17 protein-coding genes and 1 tRNA gene are annotated in these 19,026 nt (G+C 56.9%); 10 read left to right on the top strand and 8 right to left on the bottom strand.

The window, feature by feature from the left end:
* The first annotated feature begins 96 nt into the window (after window positions 1-96).
* The 5 genes from J4D97_RS14410 (at window position 97) to ureG (ending at window position 4,765) form a co-directional block, all read left to right on the top strand.
* On the top strand, window positions 97-843 hold the full coding sequence (locus J4D97_RS14410; RefSeq protein ID WP_208308153.1) for an urease subunit beta: 747 nt from the start codon (window positions 97-99) through the stop codon (window positions 841-843).
* A 7-nt stretch (window positions 844-850) separates the two neighbouring features.
* A complete protein-coding gene (locus J4D97_RS14415) occupies window positions 851-1,306 on the top strand; it encodes a hypothetical protein (RefSeq protein ID WP_208308154.1) in 456 nt (151 codons plus the stop codon).
* 2 nt (window positions 1,307-1,308) lie between these two features.
* A complete protein-coding gene (gene ureC / locus J4D97_RS14420) occupies window positions 1,309-3,024 on the top strand; it encodes an urease subunit alpha (RefSeq protein WP_208308155.1) in 1,716 nt (571 codons plus the stop codon).
* A gap of 168 nt (window positions 3,025-3,192) precedes the next feature.
* Window positions 3,193-3,858 carry an urease accessory protein UreF gene (locus J4D97_RS14425; RefSeq protein ID WP_208308156.1) on the top strand — a complete coding sequence of 222 codons (666 nt, stop codon included), beginning with the start codon at window positions 3,193-3,195 and terminating at the stop codon, window positions 3,856-3,858.
* A gap of 106 nt (window positions 3,859-3,964) precedes the next feature.
* Window positions 3,965-4,765: an urease accessory protein UreG gene (gene ureG / locus J4D97_RS14430; protein ID WP_243900326.1), complete on the top strand. Its 801-nt coding sequence runs from the start codon at window positions 3,965-3,967 to the stop codon at window positions 4,763-4,765.
* 31 nt (window positions 4,766-4,796) lie between these two features.
* Here ureG and J4D97_RS14435 read toward each other — a convergent pair whose 3' ends face one another.
* The 3 genes from J4D97_RS14435 to J4D97_RS14445 all read right to left on the bottom strand — a co-directional run bounded on the left by J4D97_RS14435 (window position 4,797) and on the right by J4D97_RS14445 (window position 7,344).
* The gene (locus J4D97_RS14435; protein WP_208308157.1) at window positions 4,797-5,540 is read right to left on the bottom strand and encodes a YqjF family protein; all 744 of its coding nucleotides are present in this window, start codon (window positions 5,538-5,540) and stop codon (window positions 4,797-4,799) included.
* A 209-nt stretch (window positions 5,541-5,749) separates the two neighbouring features.
* Complete coding sequence (locus tag J4D97_RS14440; RefSeq protein ID WP_208308158.1) at window positions 5,750-6,604, bottom strand: urease accessory protein UreD; 855 nt, start codon at window positions 6,602-6,604, stop codon at window positions 5,750-5,752.
* Window positions 6,605-6,657: 53 nt separating this feature from the next.
* Window positions 6,658-7,344 carry an HAD family hydrolase gene (locus J4D97_RS14445; RefSeq protein WP_208308159.1) on the bottom strand — a complete coding sequence of 229 codons (687 nt, stop codon included), beginning with the start codon at window positions 7,342-7,344 and terminating at the stop codon, window positions 6,658-6,660.
* A gap of 302 nt (window positions 7,345-7,646) precedes the next feature.
* On the opposite strand from J4D97_RS14445, the gene J4D97_RS14450 reads away from it, so the two are divergent.
* Window positions 7,647-8,009, top strand: a complete 363-nt coding sequence (locus tag J4D97_RS14450; protein ID WP_185280789.1) for a hypothetical protein — start codon at window positions 7,647-7,649, stop codon at window positions 8,007-8,009.
* Between the two features lie 77 nt (window positions 8,010-8,086).
* Here the strand turns inward: J4D97_RS14450 and J4D97_RS14455 are convergent, their stop codons facing one another.
* The 3 genes from J4D97_RS14455 to J4D97_RS14465 all read right to left on the bottom strand — a co-directional run bounded on the left by J4D97_RS14455 (window position 8,087) and on the right by J4D97_RS14465 (window position 9,774).
* Entirely contained in the window at window positions 8,087-8,755 is a 669-nt protein-coding gene (locus tag J4D97_RS14455; protein WP_208308160.1) for a phosphatase PAP2 family protein, read from the bottom strand.
* 101 nt (window positions 8,756-8,856) lie between these two features.
* Window positions 8,857-8,938 (bottom strand) — tRNA-Leu (locus tag J4D97_RS14460).
* A gap of 119 nt (window positions 8,939-9,057) precedes the next feature.
* Window positions 9,058-9,774, bottom strand: a complete 717-nt coding sequence (locus tag J4D97_RS14465) for a phosphatase PAP2 family protein (protein ID WP_208308161.1) — start codon at window positions 9,772-9,774, stop codon at window positions 9,058-9,060.
* A 171-nt stretch (window positions 9,775-9,945) separates the two neighbouring features.
* On the opposite strand from J4D97_RS14465, the gene J4D97_RS14470 reads away from it, so the two are divergent.
* The 3 genes from J4D97_RS14470 to J4D97_RS14480 are packed head-to-tail and all read left to right on the top strand — an operon-like array spanning window position 9,946 to window position 13,708.
* Window positions 9,946-10,569, top strand: a complete 624-nt coding sequence (locus tag J4D97_RS14470; protein WP_208308162.1) for a class I SAM-dependent methyltransferase — start codon at window positions 9,946-9,948, stop codon at window positions 10,567-10,569.
* Between the two features lie 60 nt (window positions 10,570-10,629).
* Entirely contained in the window at window positions 10,630-12,489 is a 1,860-nt protein-coding gene (locus J4D97_RS14475) for a M61 family metallopeptidase (RefSeq protein ID WP_208308163.1), read from the top strand.
* A gap of 52 nt (window positions 12,490-12,541) precedes the next feature.
* A complete protein-coding gene (locus J4D97_RS14480) occupies window positions 12,542-13,708 on the top strand; it encodes a glycosyltransferase family 4 protein (RefSeq protein WP_208308164.1) in 1,167 nt (388 codons plus the stop codon).
* Window positions 13,709-13,984: 276 nt separating this feature from the next.
* Here J4D97_RS14480 and J4D97_RS14485 read toward each other — a convergent pair whose 3' ends face one another.
* Together J4D97_RS14485 and J4D97_RS14490 are read right to left on the bottom strand one after the other, a co-directional pair.
* Window positions 13,985-15,463, bottom strand: coding sequence for a PA14 domain-containing protein (locus tag J4D97_RS14485; protein WP_208308165.1), 1,479 nt, complete (start codon window positions 15,461-15,463; stop codon window positions 13,985-13,987).
* A gap of 301 nt (window positions 15,464-15,764) precedes the next feature.
* Window positions 15,765-17,156, bottom strand: coding sequence for a PA14 domain-containing protein (locus tag J4D97_RS14490; RefSeq protein WP_208308166.1), 1,392 nt, complete (start codon window positions 17,154-17,156; stop codon window positions 15,765-15,767).
* A gap of 402 nt (window positions 17,157-17,558) precedes the next feature.
* Between J4D97_RS14490 and J4D97_RS14495 the strand changes: the two genes are divergently transcribed.
* Window positions 17,559-18,986: a Glu/Leu/Phe/Val family dehydrogenase gene (locus tag J4D97_RS14495; RefSeq protein ID WP_208308167.1), complete on the top strand. Its 1,428-nt coding sequence runs from the start codon at window positions 17,559-17,561 to the stop codon at window positions 18,984-18,986.
* Window positions 18,987-19,026: the final 40 nt, after the last annotated feature.

Here is a 19,026-nt window from a genome sequence, read left to right on the forward strand (position 1 = left end):
GTCTCAACGACTCGTTCTGCGGGCATAAGGTCCTTCGCAAGCTCAGGATGACAATACTTCACAACTTCACAATCTCACCATTTCTCCCCTTACCGTATGCACCTCGCCCCCAAAGACCTCGATAAGCTGGTGCTGCACCAAGCCGGCTTCGTGGCCCAGAAGCGCTACGCCCGCGGTCTGCGCCTGAACTACCCCGAAGCCACAGCGCTACTTGCTACTCAGCTACTAGAGTTCATCCGCGACGGCGAGAGCGTGGCCGTGCTCATGGACAAAGGCAAGCAGCTTCTCGGCCACGCCGACGTGCTGCCCGGCGTGGCCGAACTGCTCCCCGAGGTGCAAATCGAAGGCACCTTCCCCGATGGCACCAAGCTCGTGACGGTGCACTACCCCATCTGCCGCGAGCATGGCTCGCCGGAGCTGGCGCTCTACGGCTCCGGCCTCACCCGCCGCCCTACCGTCCCCAGCCTCGATACCGTCATCAACGCCCGGCCCGGCGAGTACCTGCTGGCCAAAGACGACCTCATCCTCAACGAAGGCCGCGACACCATCGACCTCGACGTGCTCAACCAGGGCGACCGGCCGGTGCAGGTGGGCTCGCACTACCCCTTCTTCGAAACCAACGCCGCGCTGGAGTTCGACCGCACCGCCTCCTTTGGCTACCGCCTCAACATCCCGGCCGGCACCGCCGTGCGCTTCGAGCCCGGCGAACGGAAGCGCGTGACGCTGGTAGCATTGGCTGGGGAAAGAATCGTGTATGGCGGCAATGGGTGGACGGATGGGAAGGTGGAGGAGGAGAATAAGGGGAGGGCGTTGGGGATATTTGATTCAAATTACTCTCATTAATTCAGTAATGACATCAGAAATTCATAGCATCGTAGCCGAAATTGACAAAGAGATTAGGCAACATCCTTGGTTTGACTTTCATGTCTTCTCCTACAATGGTTCAGAATTAGTTATTGCAGGAAGTGAAGATTTAAGCTGTTACCACACTTTAGAAATTGTCTTTGAGGATGTGTTCTTTATGTCAGGCTTTTATCAAGGATGGCATTCTGATACTAAGGCACCTGTATTTATATTACCCCAAAATGAATCCGATTTAAATCAGCAGTTCGAGATTGAGCAAGGTTATATAGCTTTTATTTTTAAAGCGGAAGATTATAAAAATGACATTGTAGTAGCAGCAAAGCACATTTCATATAATACTGATACTATCTTCTATTATGAACGAGAAGGTCTGAAGGAAAAAGAACGTCTGGCTTCTTTTGTGAAGAAGAAAAGTGTTGCATCCACTATAAAACCTATTTGAAGATGCCCTACCCCCTCTCCCGGCGCGCGTACGCCGATATGTATGGCCCGACCACCGGCGACCGGGTGCGCCTGGGCGACACCGATTTGCTGATTGAAGTAGAGAAAGACTACTGCACCTACGGCGAGGAATGCAAGTTTGGCGGCGGCAAGGTGCTGCGCGACGGCATGGGCCAGGCCGCTGGCATTCCGCAGGCCGAGGCGCTGGATCTGCTCATCACCAACGCCCTAGTGCTGGACTACACCGGCATCTACAAGGCCGATATCGGCATCAAAAACGGCCGGATTGTGGGTATCGGCAAGGCTGGTAACCCCCACATTATGCCCAACGTGACGCCCGGCATGACCGTGGGCGTGACGACGGAGGTGGTGGCCGGCGAGGGCAAAATCCTTACGGCTGGCGGCATCGACTGCCACATTCATTTCATCAGCCCCCAGCAGATTCCGGAGGCGCTGGCCTCGGGCCTGACCACGATGGTAGGCGGCGGCACCGGTCCGGCGGCGGGCACCACGGCCACCACCTGCACGCCCGGCGCGTTCTACATCGAGATGATGCTGAAGGCGACGGAAGCCTACCCGCTCAACTTCGGGTTTCTGGGTAAGGGCAACTCGTCCAAACCCGAAGGGCTGCGCGAGCAGATTGAGGCCGGGGCGTTGGGCTTCAAGCTGCACGAGGACTGGGGCACTACCCCCGCCGCCATCGACCAATGCCTCTCGGTGGCCGAGGAGTACGACGTGCAGGTGTGCATCCACACGGATACGCTGAACGAGAGCGGCTTCGTGGAAAACTCGGTGGGTGCGTTCAAGGGGCGTACCATTCACTCCTACCACACCGAGGGCGCGGGCGGTGGCCACGCCCCCGACATCATCAAAATTTGCGGGGAGCCGAACGTGATTCCGTCGAGCACCAACCCCACGCGGCCCTACACCGTGAATACCATCGATGAACACCTGGATATGCTGATGGTGTGCCATCACTTGGACCGCAACATCCCGGAGGACGTGGCCTTTGCCGAAAGCCGCATCCGAAACGAAACCATTGCCGCCGAGGATGTTCTGCACGACATGGGTGCCCTCAGCATCATCAGCAGCGACTCGCAGGCCATGGGCCGGGTAGGCGAGGTGATTACGCGCACCTGGCAAACGGCTCACAAAATGAAGCAGCAGCGCGGCCCCCTCCCCGAAGACGCGCCCGGCCGTCACGACAATTTCCGCGCCCGGCGCTACGTGGCCAAGTACACCATCAACCCCGCCCGCGCCCACGGTTTCGCCGACGAAATTGGCTCCGTAGAGGTAGGCAAGCTGGCTGATTTGGTGCTCTGGAAATCCGCCCTGTTCGGCTCCCGCCCCGAAACCATCCTGAAGGGCGGCATCATTGTACAGAACCAGATGGGCGATGCCAACGCCTCTATTCCTACCCCGCAGCCCTCCTTTTCGCGGCCGATGTTCGGGGCGCTGGGTGGGGCCGTGGGCCAGTCGTCGGTGGTGTTTGTGTCGCAGGCCTCGGCCGAGCACGTAGCGGCCAACTACGGCTTGCAGAAGCGCGTGGTGCCTGTGCGTGGCTGCCGTACCGTCACAAAGCACGACATGGCCTTGAACGACTACTTACCCAACATTGAGGTAGACCCGGAGACGTACAAAGTGACGGTAGACGGCGTGCATCTGACCTGCGAGCCTGCCACCAAGCTGCCGCTGGGGCAGCTGTATAATTTGTTTTAACAGCACCCCACCCCCCGGCCCCCTCCCCTCCGGGAGAGGGGGAGCCTAATGGAAATTATGAAATATGAATGACCGTTGAACAACATTCAATAGTTAACGCTCAACATCCCCTACCGTCAGGCTCCCCCTCTCCCGGAGGGGAGGGGGCCGGGGGGGTGGGGTACCCATATGCACCTCGCCCGCTTGCTCCACCTCACCGACTCGGCCCTGCCAACGGGTTCATTTGCCTACTCCTACGGGTTGGAGAGCAGCGCCACATTTGGGCTGCTACCCGATTCCGGCGCCTTGCGCAACTACCTGTACTCATTTCTGCAACAGGTAGTCAGCCTGGAGTTTCCGTTTCTCAACTCCTGCTTTTACCTACCCGAAAACACGCAGGCATTATACGATCTGGCCGCCGAATACGATGCTCAAATGCTGGTGCCGCCGCTGCACCGCGCCAGCCTGGTGCAGGCCAGCAACTGGCTGCGGCTACTGGTGTCGTTCTACCCCACAGCCGGCCTGGCGGAATTGAGCAGCTGGTTTGCTGGGCTGCCGCTGCATTTCGTACCGGCGTTTGCGTTGTCGTTGCGGCGGGTAGGGTTTGGGCTGGACGAAGCACGGACGGCCTACCTGCACATGGCCCTACGCGACCAAATCAGCGCGGCTATCCGGCTGGGCGTGCTGGGGCCGATGGAAGGTCATCGACTACAACATGATTTCTACGCTATTTTTGAAGAGTTGCTGGCTGCGCCTACGTCCGTTTCTTACCAGGAGGCCACGCGTTCCGGCTTTTTGCTGGAGGTAACGCAACTGTTTCACGAGGATATTTACTCTAAATTATTTCAGAACTAGGGGTTATGAATGTCATCCTGAGTGGAGCGAAGAACCTTCTCACGCGTGAACGACAGCCGCAACAACGACTTGTTCACACGTGAGAAGGTTCTTCGCTCCACTCAGGATGACAGACTTCCCACTCTCCTACCCTCACACCCAGCCCCTCACCATGGCTTTTGTTGATAAACTCGCTCTTCTCCTCCACGGTCACAACCCGCACGAAGCCTATGAGTCGCCGGGCGACTACAACGAGCGGGAGACGCGCCGCTTACCCTCCTACCGCAACTTCCGCAAGCGAGCCTTCACGGTGGGCATTGGTGGGCCGGTGGGCACGGGCAAAACGGCGCTGCTGAAAGCCCTGTGCGAACAGCTGCGCCACGAGTTGGAGCTGGCCGTAGTCACCAACGATATCTTCACCCGCGAAGACGCCGACTTTCTCATTCGCCACAGCGCCCTCACCGAAGACCGCATTGTGGGGGTAGAAACCGGCGGCTGCCCCCACGCCGCCATCCGGGAAGATATTTCCCTGAACATGAACGCGCTGGAAGGCCTGATGCAGCGCTTCAACGGCAAGCTCGACTTCCTGTTCGTGGAAAGTGGCGGTGACAACCTAGCCGCGCACTTCAGCCGCGAGTTGGTTGATTACTCTATCTACGTTATCGATGTATCGGGCGGCGACAAGATTCCGCGCAAAGGCGGCCCCGGTATCACGCAAGCCGATCTATTGGTTATCAACAAGATAGATATTGCACACTTAGTGCGCGCCGATCTGGGCGTGATGGAGCGCGACTCGAAGAAGATGCGCGGCGACGGCCCCTTCGTATTTGCCCGCGCCTTGGATGGCTACAATCTCGATGTTATCATCGACCACATCAAAGAGGCCAAAACCAAAGCGCTAGCCTCCGTGCGGGAAGACCGACGGTAGACTGACTACCTTTGCGCGGAAGTCTTTTCAGCTACACCCGCCGGAGTGTCTGCACCCACACGTCGAGCGGGTCGGCGGCGTAGAGCACCGGCTGGCCGGTAGGGGTAGGAAGGCCGTGGCTTTCCACTACCGTTGACTGCCAGCTATTTATCGTAGCCTCGCGGAGTGGCCAAGGTGCGTGCAGCAGTTGGCCGCGCCACAAGTTGGGGCTGTGGATATCAGATTGCAGATCGGGGCCGGCGGTGTAGAGGTAGTAGCGCTCAGTGAGAAAATGTGCCAGGGAACCCGGCTGCGCGGGCGGCAGTGGTGCTCCTACCGTCCAGGTGGCGGCAAACATGGCGGGCGCGGTGCCGGCGTGGGTGCGCTCGGCCACCGCTTGGAGCGTGTTGCCCTGCTGCGTGAGGCGCATCCGAGCGTGGAGGTAGGGCAGGTGAAACAGCGTGCGGGCCGCCCACACGCCCAGCAGCTGGGTGGCATCAAGGGAAAGGAACCACACGCCCGGCACCCCATTGAGGGTAGCGTAAGTGCGCACGTTCAGCTCGTGCAAGTGGTTGAATCCTGGCACGGCGGGTAGCCCCAACGGCCGGATGTTGCTCATGGTGAACGGCACTACGCCCAACCACGCCTGACCCTCAAACAGATCCAGCTCTAGGCGCGGCGGCAGGTAGGGTCGCAGCATTTCCGGCGCTACCGGCCAGTGCGCAAATAGCAGTTGGCTCCACCCCTGCCGCATCAGGTAGGGCCAACGGTAGAAAGGGGTAGGGAACTCGGACACAGAAAAAGTGAGAAGATGAAATAGGAATCCACTCGAAGCTGGACTGTTGCTACGTATACGTGCTGGTTCTGCTAGGGGCGGGTGAGCCGTTGAAAAGGATGTAGAGACGCATACTTGCGTCTCATCGTTGAACGATTTTGTCCACACGGCGCACGTGTAGAGACGCAAATATGCGTCTCTACACGTGCATAGTTCACTACTTCACCTCCTCAAAACTTCCTCGTCCACGGGTTGAAGCCCAGCAGCTCCGGGGAGACCAGCACGCGCATTAATTCCTCGCAAAGTGGCTGCATATCGGTCCGACTTAGGCCCAGGGCGCGCAGCACGTACACATCTTCGCGGGCTTGCGCCACGGATACTATATAAGAACGGGCCGCCAGCGTGAAATGCGGGTCGCGGCGCTCGGGCAGCTGCAAAGCCAGTAACGCTTCGGCCAGCCGTTGGAAACGCGGCTCGTTGGGCGGGCCTACCAGATAGAGCGAGAGCATGGTTTGGTAGGGACCGAAATGCGCGGGTGAGACAGCAATGTGCTCCTCAGGCCGAAACTGAAAGCGGTCCAGCAGCACCAGCTTGCCCAGTCGCTCTACCCGTAGTTCTGTGTGCAACGACGTGAAGGCGAATCGTTCGCCGCTGTCGGTGCGGCCGGCGTGGAACCAGTCGGCCAATAGGAGCACAGCGCCGGCTTGTAGTTGCCAGTGCTGCTGCTGGCGGTAGCGGCTGCCGGCCTGGGGCACCAAGGGGTCGGGAAACACCACCGCCAGCGCGTTTTCGGCTAGGGCGCCGGTGGTGTGTTGCAGGGTTTCCTGCGTGCCTACTGCCTTGTATACTCTGGTGTTGGCCTGAGTACCCAAAAACAACTGTGCACCCTCCCCTACCCTCACCCGCAGCCGAATGGCATCGCCGGAAACCAAGCCGCCGCCATAGCTCGACAGCACCACGTAGCAGGCCCGAGCGGCCGAACGAGGCTGCAAAATCTTGAGCGGCTGTACGCTACGGCACGTCGTCAGCACCGACTGGCCGCGCACTACAGCTACTTCCAGCGCACTTTCTTCGGGTAGAGGCATCAAGTAGAATACAGGCAGTGATGAACGCAACAGGAGAAAACAGACTGGTTTCGCTACTTCGCTTTCTCACGCACCATCAGGCCCAGCACGTCGCGCAGGCTGTCAATCTGGTGCTTGGGTTCCAGAGCCCGGCACGCGTCGGCATCGCCGAAGCCGTAGCGCGCCCAGCAGGCATCGATACCGCAGTTCCGGGCAAACAGCAGGTCGGCGGCCGTATCGCCAATCATGAGGGTAGCGGCGGGCAGCACCGGCGCGAAGTAGGGCCGCACAACTTGCTCGTAAAGCACGGGGCTAGGCTTTAGAGGCAGTTGCTGGTCGGGGTAGCTGCCATCGCCGACTAGCAGTTGCACATCGGCGCGCAAGCCCAGGCGCGTCAGGGAGGTTTCCAACGTAAAGGCGCCTTTGTTGCTTACTACGGCTACGGCAATGTTTCGGGCGCGGGCGGCAGCCAGCACCTCACGGGCGCCCGCAAACGGCTTTACCAACTCTTCTCCTTCGTTGGTATAGATGCTCCGATAGGTGAGCAGCCACGCCGCTAGCTCGGCCCCGGCCAATTGCGGGTGCAATGCCTGTAGGGCGTCGGGTGAGGGTAGGCCCAGTCCTACCACCCGCTCCAGCTCGGCTTGAGGCGGCACCGGCACTTGGTAATGCGTAAATACTTGGTGCAGACTATGAAGGATAGCCGCCTCTGAGTTGCAGAGCGTACCATCGTAATCAAACAAAAGCAGAGAGTAGGACATGGGCGAAAATAAATTACTCCGCATGGTGCAGAGGAAGTTGTAAAGCTACTGGCTGAAACGCCGATAATGCTCTTAGAATAGGCAGGAAACGTATTTTCACGGCATGTAGCTCAACAACAAATTCATAATGAAGTAATTATGTACTTCAAATGAGTAACCGAATTACCTGCCAGCCGTTAAGATTACGGATTTGCACGGCTACAAAAGCCAGCGCCTTGCAACCTGCCAGACTACTGGCCGTTGTAGGCCACTTAGTTTTGTTACCCGCTATCATCTACTCTTTCACCAGAAACTCTCTTTTCATGAAACGCTCATTCTTTTTCGCTGCCGCGGCTCTTACTGCTGCTACCCTGTCGCTCTCTAGCTGTGGCAACGATTCAACTACTACCGACACCTCGACTACTGCCGGCGGCGCAATGGATTCCAACCCGACCATGAACTCGGATACGGGCATGAATGCCGATACTACCATGTCGACGATGCCATCTGACGGCACTTCTACCATGTCGGATGCTGGCGCGGCCACTACCACTGCTGGCATGTCTACTGGCAGCAGCGGTACCATGAACGGCGCTACCACCGGCACCACGGCTGGCACTACCACAACTGGCACGGCTACTACCACCGCCGGCACAGCTGGTACGACAGGTGCTACCACTATGTAAGTGAACGGCGCTGCCGTTTTAGAAACGAAAGCCACCCCGAACACATATCGGGGTGGCTTTTTTACGCCTTTTTCTTCCTACCCAGGCTGCCCCAGCCCTTGGCGCCAGCGCAGGATAATACGCAGAACCAGCATCCAGACCACGCCCGCTGCAAAACCAGCCGTCACATCAGTGGCATAGTGCACATGCAGGTACACACGCGTGAGGCCAATGAGGGCGGCCCATACCAAAAGCCCCACGGCAAGGCCGCGCTGACCGTGGCGCCACGCCAGCCATGCCAGCGCCGCGTACAAGGAACTGCCAATCATGGCGTGGCCACTGGGAAAGCTCAGGCCCGGCTGCGGAATTAAGGCCGAACCGGGGCGAGTGCGTTGGAAATGGAGCTTCAGCAATTGGTTGAACACCGTAGCACCTACCACGGCCAGAAAGACCATCAGGGCCTCGCGCCGCTGTTGCCGCCACAGCAAAAAGCTCGGTATAAGCAGCGCAGCTGCTATCAAAAAGGGCATAGAGGCGAAAAACGTGATGCCGCGTACCCAGGCTGTGAGCCACGGCGCGGCCGCCCGCAAGGCATCCATTTGAGCAAACGCCCAATCGTCAAACGCAGCGGAATGCTGCACAAACACGATGCGCGTGAGGTAAAAAAACACCCCGAAGGCTAGTAGAAAGAACAACCCAGCCAGGGCCACTTCCAACGTAATTAGCTCGGCCAGCGTAGTCAGGCGCTCATGCAGACGTTTTCTCATATCGCCTATCCTACGCACCACTCACCGCACTTGATACTTTGGGGCGCAATCACTTTGGCCTGAAAACAAAAAAGCCGACCCGGTGAGGGGTCGGCTTTCAGTGCGCTCGGAGAGACTCGAACTCTCACACCTTGCGGAACTGCCGCCTGAAGACAGCGCGTCTACCAATTTCGCCACAAGCGCAACACGTTTATCAGAAAACCACCCTGTTGGTGGTCGTTTGATGGTGCAAAGATACAACGGTGAATTTGCTTTGCGCAACATTTTCTTCAAAATAATTCATCAAAAACCGTGTTTTCGCATCACATAAGCTGTTTTTCAACGAGTTGCGGATCATGTTTAAAGCGTTTTTTTACAATTTTTTCCAAGCGTTTCAGCAAGGGAATGGCAACAAGCAACCACACAATACCGGCTGCATAGCCCGCCAGCACATCGGTGGCGTAGTGCACACGCAAGTACACACGGGTAAGGCCAATAAGCAGAATCAGCACCGCTAACCCCGTCATCAGCCCCCAACGTAGGGCAGGCCGCGCTATGTGAGTATAGGTTAGGTAGATCAGCAAGCCGTAAAAAGAAGCCGAAATCATGGCGTGGCCGCTGGGAAAGCTGAGGCCCGAAGCCGATACCAGCGGCAACAGCGGCCGCGGACGGTGGTAGAAATTTTTGAGCAACAAGTTGAGCGTGATGCTACCCAGGGCCACCACCGGTACCAGCAACGAATACCACCGGTGCCGCCGCACCAACAGAAAATACCCAATCAGCCCCAGCGCCGCCGCCACAATGAAGTTGCGCGAGGCAAAAAACGTCAGCACCTCTACCCATTGCTGGTGGGTAGGACCAAATAAGTCGCGCGTCCAGCGGAAAGCTGCCTCGTCGAAGGGCGCAGCGTGCTCGTTGAACACCTCGCGCCCAATCGCCAGAAACGCCACAGTGCCCAGCGCGCCCAGTCCCAGAGTAAGCGTAAACTCGGTGATAAACAGTGTAATGCCCGCCAGCAGGCGCCGGAGTGAAGTAGTCATTCAAATAGAATTAAACCCTATCGAAGATAGTAACGCTTCTTCGAACCATCTTTACAGGGTAGCCCTTGGCATTGCCCATAGCTTATTGCAGATACGGGCACTCGCCAATCGTTGGTCGGAAACCGCCTTCTTTCACCTTCAACCTCTACCCTTCTGAAAGGCTTCGATTTCGTGGCGCCGTTTTATGATGCGCTGGCGCAGCTGGTATTTGGTAGGGCATTGCGCCGCACCCAGCAAGCAGCTCTGGCGGGGCTTCCAGTGGGCACGCCGCGGGTACTCATCATCGGGGGCGGCACGGGCTGGATTCTGGGTGACATCTGGCGGCAGTGTCCACAGGCCCACGTGCTCTACCTAGAGGCCTCAAGCCAGATGCTGGCGCAGGCCCAGGCGTGGCAGCACCGCCATCAGCCGCAGCGGGCCATACAAGTTGAATTTCGGCTGGGCACTGAAGCCGCATTGCGTCCAGCGGAGCAGTTTGATGCGGTACTCACCTTTTTCTTTCTCGACCTGTTTGCACCCAACCAGTTGCAGCGGGTAGTGCAACAGCTTAACGCAGTCCGGCGCTCCGGCGCGCCCTGGCTGCTTGCCGATTTCACGACCCCTACCCGCTGGTGGCACCACGGGCTGCTGGCTTTAATGTACCGCTTCTTTCAGCTCACTACGGGTATTTCAGCCCGGGCCCTACCCTCTGTACACGAGGCACTGGCGCAGGTGGGGCTGCGGCCACAACATAAGGCCTTCTTCTTTGGGCGGATGATGGAGGCAACGGTATTTTCGGAGCCGGTTGCTGATTGAGAAAGCGGCGTTCTGAGCGGAACACTTACTTTTACTTCCTCCACTCCTGACTGTTCGTTCATGCAAAAACACGTTACTCTCCTATTGGCACTGGCTTTTCCGCTGGCGCTGTGCCAGTCTGCGGCGGCTCAAACTGCCTCGGTCCCCGTGCGCTACACGGTGGCTTTCCCAAACGCTGTGCACCACGAAGCCCAGGTAACCGCTACGTTTACCAACCTACCTACTACACCCTTGCAGGTACGGATGGCTCGCTCCTCGCCGGGACGCTACGCCTTGCACGAGTTTGCTAAGAACGTGTACGATGTGCGCGCCACCAACTCCAAAGGCCAGCCGCTGACCGTGACTCACCCCGATCCCTACGGGTGGAATGTAGCCGGCCACGATGGCACCGTCACGTTCACCTACACCCTGTTCGGCGACCGGACCGATGGCACCTACGCCGGCATCGACTGGCGCCACGCCCACCTGAACATGCCCGCTACCCTGGCGTTTGCCCGAGGCCTGGAGCAACGCCCGGTGGAAGTGAAGTTTGACGCGCCCGCTGACTGGAAGGCCGCTACCCAGCTGCGTCCTGAGCCAACCGGCAACACCTACTATGCGCCTCATTTGCAGTACCTCATGGATTCGCCTACCTCCCTGGGGGCGCAGCAGGTGCGCAGCTGGCAGGAGCAAGGCAAGACCATTGAAATGCAGGTACTGCATGATGGCACCGCCGCCGAACTAGATGATTTTGTAACCAAAACTAAAGGTGTAGTGAAGGAAGCCGCCGCCGTATTTGGCACGCTGCCAGACTACGACTTTGGGCGTTATACCTTCATTGCCAACTACCTACCCCAAACTAGCGGCGACGGTATGGAGCACCGCAACTCCACTTCGCTCACCAGCAACCGTCCATTGCGCGGGCAGGGAGCATTGGATAACCTGGGCACGGTGTCGCACGAGTTTTTCCATAGCTGGAACGTGGAGCGCCTGCGCCCGCAGGACCTGGAGCCGTTCAATTTTGAACAGGCCAATATGAGCAGTAACCTGTGGTTTGCCGAGGGCTTTACGCAGTACTACGGCGACTTACTCCTGCGCCGCTCCGGTGCCTTCAGCACCGACCAGCAGTATTGCGAGGAGGCGTTGTCGGGTGTGGTGAATGCCATGCTGAACTCGCCGGGGGCAGCGCGCTACTCGCCGGTATACATGAGCCAACAGGCACCCTTTGTGGATGCCGCCGTTAGCATCGACCCCAACAACCGCGCAAATACCTACCTCTCTTACTACTACATTGGTGCGGCCAATGCCTTGGTGTTGGATATGATGCTGCGCCAGGACCACAAAACCGACCTCGATACCTACATGCGGGCGTTGTGGCAGCACTATGGAAGCAAGCAGCAGAATTATGCCCCTGCCCGCCCCTACACCACCGCCGACCTGCAACGCGTGCTGGGCGAAGTAGCCCGCGATACGGCTTTTGCCGGACAGTTTTTCCGCCAGCATATCTACGGGCATACCCTGCCTGATTTTGAAAAGCTGCTGGCTCCGGCTGGCCTCTTGGTGCGCAAAGCCCACGCCAGCCAAGCCAGCCTGGGCGCCAATCGGCTGTCGTTCAACGCTGATAGCACACTCACTATCCCAGTTACTCCTCTGATAGGTAGTCCGCTCTACCAAGCCGGCCTCGACCGCGAGGACGTCATCACGAAATTGGATGGTCAGCCCGTTGCCAACCGTACGGCCTACGGCGCCCTACTGGCCCGTCACAAGCCCGGCGACGTGGTGCCAGTAGTGTACCGTTCGCGGGGGCAACAGCGCACTGCTCAACTAACCCTCACCGAAGATCCTATCTTGGAGGTCCTACCCTACGAAGCCGACAAGCGCACCGTCACGAAGAAGATGAAAGCCTACCGCAACGCGTGGCTGGGTAGCAAAGCCAAATAAGCAACTACAACGTCTAACACTTACCAGGAAAGCGTACGCTGCCTGTATTTTCATGGATAGTAAGCGTGTTGCTATCCTAGTCTTTTTCCCCTGCGGTATGCGGATTGGATATGATGCAAAACGCCTGTTTGGCAATTTTACTGGCTTAGGAAACTACAGCCGGACTCTGGTGCAGGATGTGGCGTGTTTTCATCCCGAACACGATTACCATTTATACACGCCTGCCATCCGGCAACATCCAGCAACACAACCCTTTCTGGAAAGCACTCAGTATACCACGTTTGTGCCCCCCAGTGGCTTCTTCCAGTCCTTATGGCGCAGCTACGGCGTAGTAAAACAATTGAAACGAGACGGTATTGAACTGTACCACGGGCTAAGCCACGAATTACCCGTAGGCCTTATGCGTGCGGGTATTCCGGGCGTGGTCACCATGCACGATGTCATTTCCAAAGTTCATCCGGAGTGGTACGGTGCTGTAGAGCGCATTATCTACGACCAGAAGGTACGTTACAGCTGTCGGCACGCGGCTAAAATAGTTGCCATCAGCGAGCATACGAAGCGTGATTTGATAGAGTATTACCGGGTAGAGCCAGACAAAATCAAAGTCATTTATCAAGCCTGTGACCCTGTATACTATCAGCGGCAACCCACTGAACAGGCGGCTCGCACGGTGGCACAATTGGGCGTAACAACGCCTTATGTCTTAGGGGTAGGAAGCTTAGAGCCCCGTAAGAATATTGCCACACTGCTTCGCGCTTACCAACACTTGCCAGTCGATTTGCGGGTACCGCTTGTTTTGGTGGGTAAGGGGAAGCGTCATAAACAGCAGTTGCAACAGCTATTAGCTCAAGCAAACCTGGAAGATGTAGTGTACTGGTTGGAAAACGTAGTGGATATTCGGCAACTCCAGGCGCTGTACCAAGAGGCTTCGGCTCTCATCTACCCTTCACTGTACGAGGGATTTGGGCTACCCATAGCCGAGGCACTGTTGTGCAAAACGCCTGTTATTGCCTCCTCTACCTCTGCTCTACCAGAAGCAGGCGGTCCAGCCTCGTGCTATATAGATCCCACTAGTCCTGAGCAGCTCGCGCACGCTATAGAGAAAGTCCTGACCGATTCAGCACATGCGAATCACATGCGGGAACAGGGCTACCAATACGCCCACACGCAATTTGCACCCGCACGCCTTGCTACTCAGTTAGTAGATTACTACAGCTAATAGACCTGTTTCCAAATCAGAAATGGGCGCTAGAATCTGCCGGTCATGCTTTGGCAAGCGGACGCCAGATCAAGCATGACGTTATTTTTTCGTTTTTCTTTATTCGGACTTCCGCACGAATCGTATGCCGGTTGGACGCCTACGGCATCGGACCGGCACACGATTTTCTAAACAACTTCAATAAAACCCAGCAGTCCGCAAACGCTTGGAGGGGTAGCAATGGTCACGCATATTGTGACCATTGCTACCCCTCCAAGCGTTTGCGGACTATTAGACTTACCGGCTAGCCTGCATCTGTACAATTTGCATCGGTTCTGCTGTTTGGACCCGTGCTTCGCCCTGGGGCTCTGCTTTGGGATGACGAATCATGACGGGCTGCGTGGTAGTTACGCCATTCACCGTGAGGTGCAGTTGGTAGTTACCGTTGGGCAGTTCCAGGAAGGGCAGCGTCTGGTTATGCACCCCGTCGGTCAATTGGCGAGCGTCGGAAGAGCGCACGGCCACGCCGCGGGTATCGTAAAGCACCCAGCCCACGGGCATATTGCCAGGCAGCTGATAGCGTAGCTGTGAGATGCCATTGGAGGGGTTGGGGTACACGTGCACTTTATAATCGCCATTACCCACGAGCGGGGTAGCTTTGGTGCTAACCTTGGCACCCACTACGGGCTCCAGTTTCCACTGCTGATCGGCGCCGCCATTGTAGCGCCACTGCTGCAAACCACCTTCCGACGTTTCTTTCGCAGTTAGGGCTTTGCTGCTGTGCTTGGCTACCAGCGAGTAGTAGCCATCTTCCGCCTCGTGAATCAGCCATAGCTGGTTGTCGCTCTTATAGGCAGGCCATAGGTCGAGGGCGGCCCCGTTAGAAGAGGAGTTGCCGAGCACTTCCAGTGCTTTGTTGCTACCCTGCACAAACACACGGTAGTAGCCATTGCCTGCCGACTCAATCATCCATTCGGGTGCGGCGGCATCGGCGGCGGCTTTGCCGGTCGCTTGCTGCTCTGCCACGGCCAGCGTTTGGCCATCGTTGCGGGCCTTCAAACGATACACTCCCGACATGGAGGCTACCGCTGGAGCGGCTACGGCGCCTTTGGGTAGGCGCATGCCAGATTTACGCGCTACAGTTTGCTTAGGAGCTTCTACTGCTGCTTTTGGTTGCGCTACTGCTGGTGCGGGCGCCGGAGCAGCGGCCATCACAAATCCTTCGGCCGAGAAGGCTTCAGCCGGAATAGCCTGACGTGCTTGCTTCGGCGATGTCCACTGCAACTGCACGTGCGCGTCGCCTTCTTCGCTGTGATATTCCAGCTTAATCGGCGTTGATTCGCCGGCAGCCAGGTTCACGTAAATATCCGACTCGGTGAGGCTCTGGCCATCCCAAGTATCCAGAATTTTCTGTCCGTTGATCCACAACCGCACTTGTTCCCCAGCGCGCACGGCAAACGAGTAGGAGCCAGTGGTAGGAGCCGTCAGGAAGCCTTCCCAACGTACCGAGAAATAATCGGCTGGTATGGTAGGGGCTGGTGCGTCTTTTCCCCACTGGAAATTGGGTGCGGCGTCCTGCTGCTGACGGATGGGTTTACCAGCCAGCGTGCTGTTACCGAAATACCACCCCGTGAGGCCCGGCGTTCCGTTTTGCGCTGGCGCTACCAACTGCTGAAATTCTTTGCCTGGCGCTCCTTTAGCAGAAGCAAACGCACCTTCGGTATGGCTAAATAGGTGCATCCCCACCAAGGAACAGTAGAGTAAGTGTCGCATCATAGGAGAAGAATGTACGGAATTTGGTTAAAATAGTATTTTATTAATAAATACTATTTCTGTTAAGTCTATTTCAAAGCTTATCAAACACAATAAAAACCAAGCCAAAGTAGCATATAACAATACAATGCTTATAATTTTACTATTAATTACGAATACGCTTGATATAGCTTATTTAATAATATAATGCTATACTTATTCCAGCGGCATATGGCTCATATAAGCTGGATAGCATCCAGTGAAACGCTACTCTACTTCTGCTACCCAGCTACGGTTGTGACCAGTTGGCCTTTTCTTGGGCTGCTTATTCGGCCTGAGCTTGTGTTTCGGCCAATGGATGGCGCACCAGGATAGGTTGAGTGGTGGTGATGGTCCCCACAGTGAGGTGCAATTGGTAATTACCGTTGGGTAAGGCTGATAACATTAGCGTTTGCTGATGCACACCGCTGATTGTCCGGCGGTAATCGGAGGTACGCACCACAATACCACGCGCATCGTAGAGTACCCAGCCCACTGGTATAGCATCTGGCAGTTGGTAGCGCAGCTGTGAGAGGCTGTTGGCAGGGTTAGGCGACAAGCTCACGTTGTAGGTACCATTGCCCATAAGCGGTGTGCTGGTGGTAGCCGGTTGGGTTACCTTCTCTTTCACGGGATCCAGCCGCCACTGTTGGTCTTCGTGGCCGTTTGCACGCCACTGCTGCACGCCACCCTCGGCAGGCGCTTTGGCCGTGAGGGCTTTCTGGCTATGCTTAGCCACCAGCGTGTAGTAGCCGTCGCCTACCTCCTTGATTTGCCACAGCTGATTATTGCCACTGTAGTAAGGCCATAGGTTGAGGGCAGCACCGTTGGAAGACGAGCTACCTAGCACCTCCAACACTTTAGTGCCACCTTGCACTGCTATCCGGTAGTAGCCTTGGCCGGCTGGCTCGATACGCCAGTGCGGAGCCGCCGCCGCATCGGTACTAGGCTGGTGCTCATCGGCAACGGCCAGCGGCTGACCGGTGGTGCGAGCTTTCAGCGTGAATATACCTGCTAGCTCTGCGGGAGCCGGCATGGTGGTAGGCACGGCTTTAGCTTGGGCCGTCTTTGCTGGCTGAGTCGTAGCGGGGGCTGGTTTGCGTTTGGCAGCGGCATTCTGCTGCTTGGCGCCGGTGCCCGGTGCCGTTGCGGCTACAACATCACCGCTCTCTGAAGAAAAAAATTGGCCTGGAATAGCCTGCCGTGCCTGGCCAGGAGGTAGCCATTGCAGCTGCACGTGCGCGTTGCCTTCTTCGCTGTGGTATTCCATCTTCACTGTTGTGGTTTCGCCGGCGGCCAGCGTTATATAGGCCGGTGGCTGTAGCTGGCCAGTACCGTCCCAGGTGTCGAGCACCTTTTGCCCCCCTATCCACAATCGCACTCGCTCGTCGGCACGTACGGAAAACGAGTAGGAGCCGGTGGTAGGGGCTATAAGCCAGCCCAGCCACCGCACCGAGAAGTAGTCGGCTGATATGGTGGGGGCCGCTGCATCTTTGCCCCAATCAAAGTTGGGGGCAGCATCGCGGCGTTGGAGCACTGGTTTGCCCGCCAGCGTACTGCTGTTGAAGTACAGCGCTGTGAGCCCGGTCTGATTGCCTGGCACCACAAGCGAGGTTTTTTCTGCTTCATCTGCCGGTAGCCAGGGCTGGGGATGTGCGTTCCCAGTGGCAGCTAACATACAGATACTTAAAAGCGAACAACAAAATATACGTTGTGTCATACCAACTTCACCAAAAAGTACATTTATAGTATTTTACCAACAAAATAATGCATCTTATCCCTGGCAATCAGCTTAAAAATATTCAATTAATATTCCATAAAAAATAATTCATAGACGATTACTTGTATTTAAATACAATTTAACTATTTAGTGCAAACCCCAGCCGGTTTCTTCAATTATTGGCTTCTTGATTCCTTTGGGAGAAACTATTCGTGTCGGAAGCGCTGAACCGCACTATGATTGCCTATATCCGGCAACTCCCGACCTTTGCGCCGGGCAGCCACACAACGCAAGGTGCTGATCGGCCGTTTGCGAGTATACTGTCTTCTTATTTTATCTTCCCACCAACTAACACTTACCATGAGCAACCACTTGGTGAAGGGCAAGGACTTTTACGAAAGTGTCCTGCACTTCTACGACCACGCGGCGAGCTTCTCGAAGCTCGATCCTGGCATCATAAGCCAGATTCGGACCTGCAACAGCATCTACAAAGTAAATTTCCCGGTGGAGGTAGACGGGCACGTGCAGGTGTTCGAGGGCATTCGGGTGCAGCACAGCCACCACAAGCTGCCCAGCAAAGGCGGTATTCGCTACAGCATCCACGTGGACGAGGAAGAAGTGATGGCCCTGGCCACACTCATGACTTTTAAGTGCGCTCTGGTAGACGTGCCGTTTGGTGGTGCCAAGGGTGGTGTGAAGATCAACCCGCGTACTAGCTCCGTGCAAACGCTGGAGCGCGTGACGCGCCGCTACGCCAGTGAGCTGATCAAGAAGAACCTGATTGGGCCGGGTATGGACGTGCCAGCGCCCGACTATGGTACCAGCAGCCGCGAAATGGCCTGGATTGCTGATACCTACCTCACCTTTAAGTATGGCGACACCAGCGCGCTAGGCTGCGTAACGGGTAAGCCCGTGGGCCAGGGCGGTATTAGGGGTAGGACGGAAGCTACGGGCCTGGGTATTTTCTACGGCCTGCGGGAGCTGCTCGAAGATGAGCCGTTGCTGAAAAAGCTGGGCATGACCAGCGGTATGGCAGGCAAGCGCATCATCGTGCAGGGCTTGGGCAACGTGGGCTACCACGCGGCGCATTTCTGCCAGCGCGAAGGTGCTCTGATTGTGGGCATTGCGGAGCGCGAAGGCGGCCTGTACAATCCGGCGGGTCTGGATGTGGAGGAAGTGTTCAAGCACCGTTCCGTAACTGGCTCCATTCTCGATTTCCACCCCGATGCGCAGAACTTCGAGGACTCTTTGCAACTCCTGGAGTACGAGTGCGACGTGCTGCTGCCGGCTGCGCTGGAAAACCAGATTCATGAGGGCAATGCTAAGAACATCAAGGCCAAGATAATTGCCGAAGGTGCCAACGGCCCTACCACCCAGGAGGCCGAAAAGATTCTGCTGGACCGCGGCGTGGTGATCCTACCCGACCTCTACCTGAACGCCGGCGGCGTAACGGTTTCGTATTTCGAGTGGCTGAAAAACCTGTCGAACGTGCGTTTTGGGCGCATGGGCAAGCGGGCCGAAGAAGCCTCGCTGAAGCGCCTGGTGATGACCATTGAGCAAACCACCGGCAAAACGGTGAGCGAGCGGGAACGCGCCCTCATCATCCACGGGGCCGACGAAATTGACTTAGTGCACTCGGGGCTGGAAGACACCATGATTACCGCTTACCGCGAAATTCGGGCGGTGATGGACGAGGTGCCAGGCATTACGGACCTGCGCACAGCGGCCTTCTACGCAGCTATCGAGAAGATTGGCGTGAGCTATCAGGCACTCGGCATCTTCCCATAACCAAAAGGGATTTGCCCACTTACCTTGTGCTACTTACTTG

This window comes from Hymenobacter defluvii (assembly GCF_017589435.1).
Classification (GTDB): Bacteria; Bacteroidota; Bacteroidia; order Cytophagales; family Hymenobacteraceae; genus Hymenobacter; species Hymenobacter profundi.